Genomic DNA, 12,500 nt, shown 5'->3' with positions numbered 1-12,500 from the left:
GAGAGGCCCCCTCCGGCCCTCCGGGCCACCTCCCCCAGAGGGGGAGGATCTAGCTCACAGCCCCTTCGCCACGCCCTCGCGACGCGGATCCGCGCCGCCTTCGAGCACGCCCCCCGCCTGCACGATCACCCCGTGCAGGCCCGAATTCTCGTTCTGGCCTTCCTTGACCAGCACGCCGCGCGCTTGCAGCGCCGCCGTCAGCTCCGGGCCGAAGCGATCGACCTCGCCCGAGAACACCTCGCCGCGCGCCACCAGGTTGGGCAGAGCCACGGCGTCCTGCATCGACAGGCCCCAGTCGAACACCCCGACCATGGCCTTGAGGTTATAGGACAGGATCGCCGAGCCGCCCGGCGAGCCGACGGCGGCCAGGAACTTGCCCTTCTTGTCCAGGACGATCAGCGGCGACATCGACGAGCGCGGGCGCTTGCCGCCGGCCACGGCGTTGGCGCCGGGCAGGCCGTCCTTGTCGATCGGCGCGAAGTTGAAGTCGGTCAGTTGGTTGTTGAGGAAAAAGCCGCCGACCATGCGGCCCGAGCCGAAGATGCTCTCGACCGTGGTGGTCATCGACACCACGTTGCCGGCCGGATCGACGATGACGAAGTGGGTGGTGCCGCCCGGCTCGACGGTCGAGTCCGGGCCGACCTTGGGCGCGCCCTTGGGCAGGCCGAAGGTCGGGACCGGGCCGGCCGTCTCGCCGATCAGCCTGGCGCGTTCCTTGACATAGGCCGGTTCCAGCAGGCCCTCGACCGGCACGGTCACCTTGCCCGGATCGCCGACATAGCGGTCGCGGTCGGCGTACATGACGCGTTCGGCCTCGGCGATCTGGGTCCAGGCGATCGGGTCCTTGGGGCCGCGCTTGTCGATGTCGGTGTGCTCGAGCATCAGCAGGGCCTGCAGCAGCGACACCCCGCTCGACGACGGGTTGGGCACGCAGACGGTGTAGACCTTCCACGGCCGGCAGAGGGCGTCGGCGCTGCGCGGCTTGTAGGCGGCCATGTCGGCCAGGGTCATGGTCGAGGGCCGCTCGCCCTCGTGCAGCTTGGCGACGATCGCCTGCGCCAGCGGGCCTTCATAGAGCGCCGAGGGCCCTTCGGAGGCCAGGCGGCGCACGGTGGCGGCGTAGGCCGGGTTCCTCAGCGTCTCGCCGGCCTGGTAGCGCTGGCCGTCGGGCTTGGTGAAATAGGCGGTGGCGTCGGCCGTCTTCCCCTGGGGCGAGCGGCCGTTGATCATCGAGGCCAGGCGCGGGCTCACCGTGAAGCCCTGGTCGGCCAGTTTCTCGGCGTCGAGGAACAGGCGATCCCAGGCGATGGCGCCGTGCTCCTTCTGGGCCTGGGCCAGCATGCCGACCGCACCCGGCACGCCGGTCGAGCGGCCCGAAAGAACCGCCGAAATGAACGGCACGGGCTTGCCGTCGTCGCCCAGGAACAGGGCCGGCGTCGCGGCCGCCGGGGCGGTCTCGCGGCCGTCATAGGCCGTCACCTTGCCGGTCTTGGCGTCGTAGACCATCAGGAACGAGCCGCCGCCCAGGCCCGAGCTCTGCGGCTCCACGAGGCCCAGCACCGCCTGCACGGCCACCGCCGCATCCACGGCCGAACCGCCTTCGCGCAGCACTCGCAGGCCCGCCTCTGTGGCCAGCGGATTGGCCGTGGCGACCATGCCGCGCGGGCTGTAGGCCGCCGCCGCGCCCGCCGTAACGGGGGCCGGCCTGTCCTTGGCCACGGCCGCCAGCGTCGCACAGCCGGCGATCCCTCCGCAAGCGGTCAGGACGGCGAGGGCGGCGAGAACGGGCAGACGCATGGGCGGATCCTCGAAACGGGCGCGAACAGGCTCCGAAAGCCGGCCTAAAGCCGACTCGCGAGACGGAGATTCGACGAACCATGCCCCCGCCGCCGCCACCGCGCTCGCAAAAAACGCCTTCCCGCGCCCCTGCGACATCTTTTTCAGCCGCGCAAAGCCTTGCCCGAAAAGGGATTGCGCACTTATCCACCAAACTCGGCGACTTTCTTGCGACAAGACGCTTGCACACCCCCAGGGTCCGGGCTATTTCCCCCGCCTCGCCGCAAGGCAGTGCGCGCCCGTAGCTCAGCTGGATAGAGCATCAGACTACGAATCTGAGGGTCGGACGTTCGAATCGTTCCGGGCGCGCCATCTCCCCAATTAAGGGGAAATTCTCACTCAAGATATTGAAGGGTAAGGACGTTTTCGGCGTTCGAAAGCCCTCTTTTCGGTTGTACCGAAGCTCACCTGGAAAGGTGAGTTTTAGGGTAGCCCGCTGATCCTCAAGCTTGCCGGAACACCATAGATTCCAGGGGTTTGCGAGAAAGCTCATCGCCGTTCGAAAACTCTCCTCATAGCCTTTCAAAGGCTTGCCGCATCTCTCCATTTTTTCTGCCACCAAGAGCTTCTGACGGTCGAGTTCGTCTATCCGCTTTTCGAAGGCAGCAATGACCGTCTTGCTCTCTGCCTCGACAATCCGATCAAGGTACCCGCTGGGCACGCTGGCGGCCTTCTCGGGCGAGGTGAACGACAAGGATCTGGGCGAGGTCAGCGAGACCAGCCACACGCTCAATCCCGGCCTGAACGGCCGCGACATCCGCGACGCCTTCAAGGGCGAGGCCTTCCATCTGCTGCTGGTGGCCAACAAGTTCCAGACCGGCTTCGACCAGCCCCTGCTGTGCGGTATGTATGTCGACCGGCGGCTGGCCGGCATCCAGGCGGTGCAGACCCTCTCGCGCCTGAACCGCGCCCATCCAGGCAAGGACACCACCTACGTCCTCGACTTCGTCAACAGCTCCGACGAGATCCTGGCGGCGTTCCGCACCTACTACGAGACGGCGGAGCTGGAGAGCGCCACCGATCCGAACCTGATCTACGACCTGCGCGCCAAGCTGGACGGCAGCGGCCATTACGACGACTTCGAGGTCGAGCGGGTGGTGAAGGTCGAGCTGAACCCGGTGGCCCGCCAGTCCGACCTGATCGCCGCCATTGAGCCGGTGGCGAGCCGCATCGTCCACGCCTTCAACGCCGCCAAGCAGGCCTGGACGCTGGCCGACGCGCAGGGCGACGAGCGCGCTAAGGGTGACGCCAAGGACCACATGGACGCCCTGACGTTGTTCAAGGGCGACATGGGCACGTTCGTGCGGCTCTACAGTTTCCTCAGTCAGATCCTCGACTACGGGAACACCGAGATCGAGAAGCGCGCGATCTTCTATCGCCGCCTGCTGCCGTTGCTGGAGTTCGGCCGCGAGCGCGAGGGGATCGACCTGTCGGGCGTGAAGCTGACGCACCACAGCCTGAAGGCCGAGGCCAAGCGCGACCTGCTCTACGGCGGGGGCGACGCGCCCAAGCTGCCGGGCATGTCCGAGACCGGTTCGGGCAGCCTGCAGGAGAAGGACAAGGCGCTGCTCAACGAGATCATCGCCCGGGTGAACGACCTCTTCGAGGGGCTGCTCTCAGACGATGATCAACTGCACTACGTCAACGGCTTCCTGAAGAGCCACATGCTGGCGTCCGAGGAACTGCAGGAACAGGCGATGGCCAACACGCGGGCGCAGTTCAGCAACTCTCCCACGCTGCAGAGCCAGCTTCTCGACGCCGCCATGGACAGCGACGACGCCTTCACGTCCATGAGCCGTCAGGTGCTCGCGTCGGAGCGCATCCGCGATGAGCTGCTGAAGATCCTGCTGGGGCCGGGCGACCTCTACGGGGCGTTGCGGCGCGCCGCCGGGGCGAACGAGACCGAGGCTTAGGCGGTCTCCGTCTTGCCTGTGCCTGGGAACTGCCGCACCTCGGCGTCCATCGGACGCTTCTTCATCGCCTCGCGGATGCCCCGGCGGTTCTGCTCCTGAAGCTCGCGCAGCCGGGCGTTCTCGGCGGCATGCACATACTTCATGGACGTGGCGATGTCGGCGTGGCCCGCTGTGTTGCGGATGTCGATGGCGCTGGCGCCGCTCTCGGCGAGCCGGGTCAGGAAGGTGTGGCGGAACGAGTGCAGCACGCCGCGCGTCAGCTTGGCCTTCTCCTTCGCCCGCGCCCACGGCTTCTGCAGGCTCTCCTTTGGTCCCATGCCCTTGATGTTGGGGAACACCCAGCGCGGCGAAAGGAAGGGCGCGTTGGCCCGCCAGTCGCGCAGCAGGGCGACGGTGTCAGCGTCCAGAGCGTAGGTGTGGGCTTTGCCGCCCTTCATCCGCTGGGCTGGCATGCGCCAGGTCGGGGCGCTGTCGTCGAGATCGAACTCCGACCACTCCGCGCTCAGAATCTCGCCGTGGCGCGCGCCGGTGACCATCATCAGGGTCAGGGCCGTCCGTGCCCAGCTCTCGGGCTCCTGCTCGATGGCGGCGGCGATCCGCCCGAGTTCGTCGTCAGTGAAGGCGACGTCACGGGTGTTCTCGCGGTGCTTGCGGACGCCGGCGGCGGGGTTGTCGGCGCGTAGTTCGTTCTCGATGGCGAAGTTGAACATCACCGACAGCAGGGCCACCACGCGGTTGGCGGTGGTCTTCTTGCTGCCCATCCCGGCGACCACGGCGTTGATCTCCTTCCGGCCGACCTCGACGACCTTCAGGCGGCCTAGCAGCGGCTGGGAGTGGGTCTTCCAGTTGCGCACATACTCGGCGACCGTCCGCTCACGGTTCTTGATCTTCAGCCGCTCACGCTCGTAGCGCTCCCAGAGGTCGTCCATGGTTGGGGCGGCGATCCAGTCCTGGCGAGCCTTGCGCGGATCGGCCCCGCCGCCCACGGCGATGAAGTGAGCTTGAGCCGCCTTGCGGGCCTGATCTGGCGTGAGTTCGCTCACCTTGCCGAGTGTGAGCACGGGGCGGCTGCCGTCCGGCCGGCGGTATTGGAAGCGGTAGATCATTTCGCCGCGCTTGGTGACGCGGACGTGGAAGCCACGCAGTTCGCGGTCGCGGACATCGAAGTCATCGCCGTTCGGCTTGATCGCCGTCACCGTCCGCGCCGTCAGTTTGGCCGTGAAGCTGCCCGCCATCTGTTGTCCTCGCCCAATCCTGTGGTGCTGCCGTGGTGCGCCGTGGTGCCGCAGCGCTGCGTATCTATGCGGAGCGGGATTTGCGGTCAATTATGAAAAACGCAGTAAATACGGCATGTTGTTAGGCATGATAGTAACGGCGCGGATTGCTGCGGATCTCTATTGGCAGACTGCGAATCTGAGGGTCTGACGTTCGAATCGTTCCGGGCGCGCCATTTTCTCCAAAATCAGAAAGCCGCCGGCCTCCCTGCCGCGCCGTCGTTCGCGTCAGCGGCCGGACAGCGCCGATTCCAGGCAGCGGATCAGGCTTTCGCCGCTGAAGGGTTTCTTCAGGAAGCAGGTGGCGCCGAGGGCCAGGCCGCGGGTGCGGGCGCGGGCGTCGTCGAAGGCGGTGATCAGGATCACGGGGGTGGCGAGGCCGCGTTCGCCCAGGGCCAGCTGCAGGTCGAAGCCGGAGAGGCCGGGCATCTGGACGTCGCTGATCAGGCAGTCGGCGGCGGACGAGACCTCCGAGGCCAGGAAGGCGGCGGCCGAGGCGAAGGTGGCGACGCGGTGGCCCAGCGAGCGGATCAGGGCTTCCAGGGAAGCCCGGACGGCTTCATCGTCGTCGACCACGGCAATCAACGGGGCTTGCGACACCTACTCGTCCCTTCCGGTCCCGCCGGAGCCGCGCGAACAGGCGGCGGGCGACGGGTGGGACCTATCTGCCCCAGACCGGCCGCCGGCGGAATCATACTCGGGTGTATGGCGTCATGTCGCAGGGGCGACGCCGAGCAGCTCGGCCATGCGCACGAACTCCAGCATCGAGCGGGCCTCCATCTTACGCATGGCCGAGCCGCGGTGGATCTTCACCGTGATCTCGGACAGCCCGATCTCGAAGGCGATCTGCTTGTTCATCAGGCCGGCGGCGACCAGGGCCATGACCTGGCGCTCGCGGGCGGTGAGGGTGTCGTAGCGCCGGCGGGCCTCGTCGAGCCCCGAGCGCTCGGCGCGCTGGGCCTGGTCGCGGCCGATGGCGGCGGTCACCGCGTCGAGCATGTCCTGGTCGCGGAAGGGCTTGGCCAGAAAGTCGACGGCGCCGGCCTTCATGCCGCGCACGGTCATCGGGATGTCGCCGTGGCCGGTCATCAGCACCACCGGCATGCGGATGTCGGCGGCGTTGAGCTGGGCCTGGAAGTCTAGGCCGCTGACGCCCGGGAGCCGTACGTCCAAGACGAGGCATCCCGCGTCGTGCGCATGTCCGGAGCGAAAGAAGTCCTGGGCGTTGCCGAACAGGCGGGTCTCCAGCCCGACCGAACGGAACAGGCTGTCCAGGGCTTCGCGTATGGCCCCGTCGTCGTCGACAATGTGCACCGTCGGAACCGACATGAGGGCGATAGCTGGACCAACCACTGCGCGCCGTCAATAAAGGGGCGCAACCTTCGGTGATCTCGATGCGCGACCACCCCGACGTCTTGAACGTTTCGACCGAATCCCTGCTCGGCCTGCTGGCCGCCGCCCACGAGCCGATCCTGGTGCGCGACCTGGAGGGGCGGATCCTGTTCTGGAACCAGGGCTGCGAGGCGCTGTACGGCCATGGCCGCGAGGCCGTCCGCCAGGCCGGCGCCGCCGACCCGCTGGCCACCGTCTTTCCGGCGCCGCTGGAGGAGATCAACGCCCGCCTGCTGGACGAGGGGCAATGGCGGGGCGAGGTCACCCGGCGGCTGGCCGACGGCCGCCAGGCGGTGATCGACCTGCGCTGGTCGCTGCGCCGCGACGCGGCGGGCGCGCCGATCCACATCCTGGAGACCGGCCGCGACGTCACCGAGGCCCGCAAGGCCGAGGAGGCCCTGCGGCGCAGCGAATACCGTTTCCGCAACGTGTTCCACGCCATGAGCGTGTCGTTCTGGGAGCTCGACTTCTCGGCCCTGGCCGGGATGTTCGGGGCCCTGCGCGCCAAGGGGGTGACCAGCCTGAGGAGCCACATCGCCGAGAACCCGCGCTTCGTGCGCGAGATGATGGAGGCCAGCCAGGTCGTCGACGTCAACGAGAAGTCGCTGCAGCTGTTCGAGGCCACGCGCGAGCAGCTGATCGGGCCGGTCGACCGTTTCTGGCCGCCGAGCAGCGAGCACGTCTTCGCCGCCAGCGTCGTCGCCGCCCTGGAAAAGAAGCCGCACTACGAAAGCGAGGCGCGGTTCCGCACCTATGACGGCCGCGAGTTCGACGGCCTGTTCACCTGCTGCTATCCGCGCGAATACCTGCCGCAGGGGGCGACCCTGGTCGGCGTCATCGACATCACCGACCGCCTGCGCGCTCAGGAGGACCTGCAGAGGGTGCAGGCCGAACTGGCCCACGCGGCGCGAATTTCGACGCTGGGCGAGCTGACCGCCTCGATCGCCCACGAGGTCAACCAGCCGCTGTCGGCCATCGTCACCAACGGCGAGGCGGGGCTGCGCTGGCTGAAGCGCGAGACGCCGGACCTGGAGGAGGTGCGCAAGGCCTTCGACCGGATGATCGGTGAGGCCAACCGCGCCTCGGGCGTGATCGGCCGCATCCGCACCATGGCGGTGAAGGGCGAGCCGGAGACGACGCGGCTGGCGCTCGGCGCGCTGGTCGAGGACGCCGTGCTGCTGGTGCGGCGCGAGCTGACGGCCCACGGGGTGGCCCTGCGCGTGCAGGTTCCCGCCGACCTGCCCGAGGTGGAGGGCGACCGGGTCCAGTTGCAGCAGGTGCTGGTCAACCTGATGGTCAACGCCGTGCAGGCGATGGCCGAGGGCCTGGAGGACGAGGGGGCCGAGCGGGTGCTGACCGTGCGCGGGGCCGTGGAAGGGCGAGGGGAGGGCGAGGCGGTGGTGCTGTCGGTGGCCGACACCGGGCCGGGCGTGGCGCCCGAGCGCCTGCCGCAGTTGTTCAACGCCTTCTACACCACCAAGTCCGAGGGGATGGGCATGGGGCTGTCGATCTGCAAGACCATCGCCGAGGCCCATGGCGGGACGATCGTCGTGACGTCGCAGCCGGGGGAGGGGGCGCGGTTCGATCTGCGATTGCCCCTGGCGGCCGACCCGCAAGAGATTGATTGATGAATTTTGCTCATCGAGCCGTGAAAGACTGAGCGGCTAATTTTACGATCGCGCGCGCGCTAGATTGGCTGTGCGAGGCCCCGCGGGGGGTCTCCTCCTCCCCCAAAGCCAATCGGAATATCCTGCACATGGCCATCAAAGCCTATGGCGCCTTCGCCGCCGACAAGCCGCTGGAAGCGATGGACATCACGCGCCGCGCCGTCGGCGCGCACGACGTCCAGATCGAGATCGCCTATTGCGGCGTCTGCCACTCCGACCTGCACACCGTGCGCTCGGAATGGGCCGGCACCCTTTTCCCCTGCGTGCCCGGGCACGAGATCGTCGGCCGCGTCTCGGCCGTCGGCGGTTCGGTCAGCCGCTTCAAGGAAGGCGACGTGGTCGGCGTCGGCTGCATGGTCGACAGCTGCAAGCACTGCCACTCGTGCGACGACGGCCTGGAGCAGTTCTGCGAGAACGGTTTCGTCGGCACCTATAACGGCCCGACCGAAGACGCCCCCGGCCACACCCTGGGCGGCTATTCGCAGCAGATCGTCGTCAACGACGGCTTCGTGCTGAAGATCAGCCACCCCGAGGAGCAGCTGGCCGCCGTCGCCCCGCTGCTGTGCGCCGGCATCACTACCTGGTCGCCGCTGCGCCACTGGAACGTCGGTCCGGGCAAGAAGGTCGGCGTCGTAGGCATCGGCGGCCTTGGCCACATGGGCGTCAAGCTGGCCCACGCGCTGGGCGCCCACGTCGTGGCCTTCACCACCTCGGAAGCCAAGCGCCAGGACGCCCTTGACCTGGGCGCCGACGAGGTCGTGGTGTCGCGCAACGCCGATGAGATGGCCGCCCACGCCAACTCGTTCGACTTCATCCTCAACACCGTCTCGGTCAGCCACAGCCTCGACGCCTTCACCGCCCTGCTGAAGCGCGACGGGACCCTGTGCCTGGTCGGCGTGCCGGAACACGCTCACCCGAGCCCGGACGTCGCCGCCCTGATCTTCAAGCGCCGGTCGATCGCCGGTTCGCTGATCGGCGGCATCGCCGAGACCCAGGAGATGCTCGATTTCTGCGCCGAGCACGGCATCGTCTCCGACATCGAGATGATCAAGATCCAGGAGATCGAGACCGCCTACGAGCGCATGCAGAAGAGCGACGTGAAGTACCGCTTCGTGATCGACAGCGCCTCGCTGGCCGAGGGCTGAATCTACCCCGGCGATCGCCCCTCATCCGTGTGTCCCCGCGAAGGCGGGGACCCAAGCTGACTCCCAGGCTGTGGCGCGTTCGGCGCGAGCCGGCCGACTCGGCTTGGATCCCCGCCTTCGCGGGGATGCACGGAAAAAGGGGACGGTCTGTCCGCGAAGGTAGCGATCCCATACCTGGGTATGAGGCCGTCAAACCCTGGGACTGCGACGATAAGCGCAGGTGCGATGGCGACGGGCGGCGCGGTCGCAGAACAATGATCCTCGAAAACGAAGGGGCCCGTCGGGGCGCCCGCAGTCAGGGATCGAAACCATGTCCTTCCTCGCTCCGTCATCCTTCTCCGACGCCGCCCCCTCCAACGGCCTGCTGGCCGCGCGGGAACTGGCGGGCGAGCCCCGCAGCTTCGCCGACCTGCGCGAGGTGCTCGGCGCCCTGGAACGCTCGCTGGAGCGATCGGTCGAGCCCGAGGCGGCCACGGCCCGGGCCCTGGTCGCCAAGGCCTCGGCCCTTGTCGTCGGCGTTGGCGTCGTCGGGGTCGCCGCGCCGCAGGTCGCGCCGGCGGTGCAGGGCGGCCTGGCCCCCTGGCAGGCGCGCAAGCTGCGCAAGCACATCGACGAGGGCCTGGAGGGCGATCTCAGCACGGCGGCCCTGGGCGCCCTGGTGGCGCTCAGCCCCAGCTATTTCGGCCGCGCCTTCAAGGTCACCTTCGGCCAGACGCCGCACGCCTATGTCACCCGCCGGCGGCTGGAGGCGGCCCAGCACATGATGCTGACCACCCGCGAGCAGCTGAGCCAGATCGCCTATCTGTGCGGCTTCGCCGACCAGTCGCACCTGTGCCGGCTGTTCCGCCGCGCCATGGGCGTCGCGCCCCAAGCCTGGCGCCGGGCGCATCGCCTGGCGGCTTGAGCGGCTCCATTTTCTCCCGTCATTCCCGCCCTTGTGGCGGGAACCCCTGGTTCAGCCGACACGTGAAGCGCCAGCGGACCGCCTGCGGTCCGCCTCATCCGTCCTTGCGGCGGACGGAGGGTTTCCCGCCACAAGGGCGGGAATGACGGGAATAAGGATAGGCTGGCCCGCTCTCCACTACGCGACCGTTCCCGCCGCACGCCGCGCGTGCACCGCCGATCCAGGCCACACCTCTCCCGGGAGACTTCCAGGAGAGACGGCCATGGCGAAGTGGTTGAAGAGCGGGGCGGATGCGGGGGTTGTTGCGGCGGCCGACCGGGCGGTGCGCGAGACGGTGGAGGGGATCCTCGCCGACGTGGCGGCGCGGGGCGATGCGGCGGTGCGCGAGCTGTCGACGAAGTTCGACGGCTGGGACCGCGAGAGCTACCGCCTGTCGCCGGCCGAGATCCAGGGCTGCCTCGACCAGCTGTCGGATCGCGATCTGAAGGACATCGAGTTCGCCCAGACCCAGGTGCGCAACTTCGCCCGGATCCAGCGCGATAGCCTCAAGGACGTCGAGGTCGAGACCCTGCCCGGCGTGATCCTGGGCCACAGGAACCTGCCGGTGAACGCCGCCGGCTGCTACGTGCCGGGCGGCAAGTATCCGCTGCTGGCCTCGGCCCACATGTCGGTGCTGACGGCCAAGGTGGCCGGCGTGCCGCGGGTGGTGACCTGCGCCCCGCCGTTCGGCGGCAAGCCCGCGCCCGCCATCGTCGCCGCGCAGGCCATGGCCGGCGCCGACGAGATCTACTGCCTGGGCGGGGTGCAGGCCGTGGCGGCCATGGCCCTGGGCACCCAGACCATCGCGCCGGTCGACATGCTGGTGGGCCCCGGCAACGCCTATGTCGCCGAGGCCAAGCGCCAGCTGTTCGGCCGGGTCGGCATCGACCTCTTCGCCGGTCCCACCGAGACCCTGGTCATCGCCGACGACAGCGTGGACGGCGAGCTTTGCGCCACCGACCTGCTGGGCCAGGCCGAGCACGGCCCCGACAGCCCGGCCATCCTGCTGACCACGTCGCGGAAGCTGGCCGAGGACACCATCGCCTGGGTCGAACGCCTGCTCGAGATCCTGCCGACCGCCGCCATCGCCCGCCGGGCCTGGGAGAGCTTCGGCCAGGTGATCCTCGCCGACAGCGACGAGGAGATGGTCGAGATCGCCGACCGCATCGCCTCCGAGCACGTGCAGGTGATGACCCGCGACCCGGACTATTTCCTCAAGCACATGACCAACTACGGGGCGCTGTTCCTGGGGCCGCGCACCAATGTCTCGTTCGGCGACAAGGTGATCGGCACCAACCACACCCTGCCCACCAAGCTGGCGGCCCGCTACACCGGCGGCCTGTGGGTGGGCAAGTTCATCAAGACCTGCACCTACCAGAAGGTGCTGACCGACGAAGCGTCGGCCCTTGTCGGCGAGTACTGCTCGCGCCTGTGCGCCCTGGAAGGCTTCGCCGGCCATGGCGAGCAGGCCAACATCCGCGTGCGCCGCTACGGCCATCGGGAGGTGCCCTATGCCGGGGCGGCCTCGCCCGTGCTGGCGGCGGAATAGGGGGCGGGTAGGGCGATGGAACTGCCGCGCACGCCGTCGTTCCGTCTGGACGGCCGCCGGGCCCTGGTCACCGGGGCGGGGCGAGGCATCGGCCTCGCCGCCGCCGCGGCCCTGGCCGACGCCGGCGCGACGGTGACCCTGGTCGCCCGCTCGGCCGGCGAGATCGAGGCGGCGGCGCTGGCCATCCGCGAGCAGGGCGGGGCGGCGGAGGCCCTGGCGCTCGACGTCGGCGATGTCGCGGCCGTCCGCGCTGCGCTGGGCGCGCGCCCGGCCTTCGACATCCTGGTCAACAACGCCGGCACCAACCGCCCCAAGCCGTTCGGCGAGGTCACGGTCGACGACTACGACGCCGTGCTCGACCTCAATCTCAAGGCCGCCTTCTTCGTCGCCCAGGCCGTGGCGCAAGGGATGGTGGAGCAGGGGAGCAAGGGCTCGATCATCCACATGACCTCGCAGATGGGCCATGTCGGCGGTCCCAACCGCACGCTCTACTGCGCCAGCAAATGGGCGCTGGAGGGCCTCTCCAAGGCCATGGCGCTGGACCTCGCCCCGCACGGGATCAGGGTCAACACCATCGCCCCCACCTTCATCGAGACGCCGCTGACCCGGCCGTTCTTCGAGGACCCGGCCTTCCTCGAAAGCGTGCTCGCCAAGATCAAGCTCGGCCGCCTGGGCCAGGTCGAGGACCTGATGGGCGCCATCGTCTTCCTCGCCTCCGACGCCAGCGCCCTGATGACCGGCTCCTCGCTGGTGGTGGATGGCGGCTGGACCGCCGATTGAG

At 68.7% G+C, this 12,500-nt stretch carries 9 protein-coding genes, 1 tRNA gene and 2 pseudogenes; 7 read left to right on the top strand and 5 right to left on the bottom strand.

Annotated features, from left to right (window positions below):
- Window positions 1–54: 54 nt before the first annotated feature.
- Window positions 55–1,797: a gamma-glutamyltransferase gene (gene ggt, locus AC07N1_RS21125; RefSeq protein WP_494673577.1), complete on the bottom strand. Its 1,743-nt coding sequence runs from the start codon at window positions 1,795–1,797 to the stop codon at window positions 55–57.
- A 274-nt stretch (window positions 1,798–2,071) separates the two neighbouring features.
- On the opposite strand from ggt, the gene AC07N1_RS21120 reads away from it, so the two are divergent.
- Together AC07N1_RS21120 and AC07N1_RS21115 are read left to right on the top strand one after the other, a co-directional pair.
- A tRNA-Arg gene (locus AC07N1_RS21120) sits at window positions 2,072–2,148 on the top strand.
- 332 nt (window positions 2,149–2,480) lie between these two features.
- Window positions 2,481–3,464: pseudogene (locus tag AC07N1_RS21115) on the top strand (type I restriction enzyme subunit R domain-containing protein); the annotation flags it as partial.
- A gap of 281 nt (window positions 3,465–3,745) precedes the next feature.
- Here the strand turns inward: AC07N1_RS21115 and AC07N1_RS21110 are convergent.
- From AC07N1_RS21110 to AC07N1_RS21100, 3 genes are all read right to left on the bottom strand, one after another.
- The gene (locus tag AC07N1_RS21110; RefSeq protein WP_494673576.1) at window positions 3,746–4,984 is read right to left on the bottom strand and encodes a site-specific integrase; all 1,239 of its coding nucleotides are present in this window, start codon (window positions 4,982–4,984) and stop codon (window positions 3,746–3,748) included.
- Between the two features lie 267 nt (window positions 4,985–5,251).
- Window positions 5,252–5,623 (bottom strand): response regulator, encoded by a 372-nt coding sequence (locus tag AC07N1_RS21105; RefSeq protein ID WP_494673575.1) that lies wholly within the window; start codon window positions 5,621–5,623, stop codon window positions 5,252–5,254.
- 111 nt (window positions 5,624–5,734) lie between these two features.
- On the bottom strand, window positions 5,735–6,352 hold the full coding sequence (locus AC07N1_RS21100) for a response regulator transcription factor (RefSeq protein WP_487291755.1): 618 nt from the start codon (window positions 6,350–6,352) through the stop codon (window positions 5,735–5,737).
- Between the two features lie 65 nt (window positions 6,353–6,417).
- On the opposite strand from AC07N1_RS21100, the gene AC07N1_RS21095 reads away from it, so the two are divergent.
- The 3 genes from AC07N1_RS21095 (at window position 6,418) to AC07N1_RS21085 (ending at window position 10,131) form a co-directional block, all read left to right on the top strand.
- Window positions 6,418–8,043, top strand: a complete 1,626-nt coding sequence (locus AC07N1_RS21095) for a sensor histidine kinase (protein ID WP_494673574.1) — start codon at window positions 6,418–6,420, stop codon at window positions 8,041–8,043.
- Window positions 8,044–8,171: 128 nt separating this feature from the next.
- Window positions 8,172–9,227, top strand: coding sequence for an NAD(P)-dependent alcohol dehydrogenase (locus tag AC07N1_RS21090; protein ID WP_492855625.1), 1,056 nt, complete (start codon window positions 8,172–8,174; stop codon window positions 9,225–9,227).
- 310 nt (window positions 9,228–9,537) lie between these two features.
- The gene (locus AC07N1_RS21085) at window positions 9,538–10,131 is read left to right on the top strand and encodes a helix-turn-helix domain-containing protein (protein ID WP_494673573.1); all 594 of its coding nucleotides are present in this window, start codon (window positions 9,538–9,540) and stop codon (window positions 10,129–10,131) included.
- A gap of 19 nt (window positions 10,132–10,150) precedes the next feature.
- Here AC07N1_RS21085 and AC07N1_RS21080 read toward each other — a convergent pair.
- A pseudogene (locus AC07N1_RS21080) lies at window positions 10,151–10,288 on the bottom strand (hypothetical protein); the annotation flags it as partial.
- A 105-nt stretch (window positions 10,289–10,393) separates the two neighbouring features.
- On the opposite strand from AC07N1_RS21080, the gene hisD reads away from it, so the two are divergent.
- On the top strand, window positions 10,394–11,719 hold the full coding sequence (hisD, locus tag AC07N1_RS21075) for a histidinol dehydrogenase (RefSeq protein WP_494673572.1): 1,326 nt from the start codon (window positions 10,394–10,396) through the stop codon (window positions 11,717–11,719).
- A 15-nt stretch (window positions 11,720–11,734) separates the two neighbouring features.
- A complete protein-coding gene (locus tag AC07N1_RS21070) occupies window positions 11,735–12,499 on the top strand; it encodes an SDR family NAD(P)-dependent oxidoreductase (RefSeq protein ID WP_494673571.1) in 765 nt (254 codons plus the stop codon).
- Window position 12,500 lies beyond the last annotated feature (1 nt).

The organism is Caulobacter sp. GW821-FHT09B11, assembly GCF_059418205.1.
Note: the sequence above shows the minus strand (reverse complement) of the source record. Positions and strands in the feature narration are given on the sequence as shown.

What these genes read in the sequence shown, in the direction of transcription:
- AC07N1_RS21095 (WP_494673574.1), top strand. Translation starts at nt 6,418, where the DNA reads ATGCGCGACCACCCCGACGTCTTGAACGTTTCGACCGAATCCCTGCTC.
- hisD (WP_494673572.1), top strand. Translation starts at nt 10,394, where the DNA reads ATGGCGAAGTGGTTGAAGAGCGGGGCGGATGCGGGGGTTGTTGCGGCG.
- AC07N1_RS21100 (WP_487291755.1), bottom strand. Translation starts at nt 6,352, where the DNA reads ATGTCGGTTCCGACGGTGCACATTGTCGACGACGACGGGGCCATACGC.
- AC07N1_RS21110 (WP_494673576.1), bottom strand. Translation starts at nt 4,984, where the DNA reads ATGGCGGGCAGCTTCACGGCCAAACTGACGGCGCGGACGGTGACGGCG.
- AC07N1_RS21085 (WP_494673573.1), top strand. Translation starts at nt 9,538, where the DNA reads ATGTCCTTCCTCGCTCCGTCATCCTTCTCCGACGCCGCCCCCTCCAAC.
- AC07N1_RS21090 (WP_492855625.1), top strand. Translation starts at nt 8,172, where the DNA reads ATGGCCATCAAAGCCTATGGCGCCTTCGCCGCCGACAAGCCGCTGGAA.
- AC07N1_RS21070 (WP_494673571.1), top strand. Translation starts at nt 11,735, where the DNA reads ATGGAACTGCCGCGCACGCCGTCGTTCCGTCTGGACGGCCGCCGGGCC.
- ggt (WP_494673577.1), bottom strand. Translation starts at nt 1,797, where the DNA reads ATGCGTCTGCCCGTTCTCGCCGCCCTCGCCGTCCTGACCGCTTGCGGA.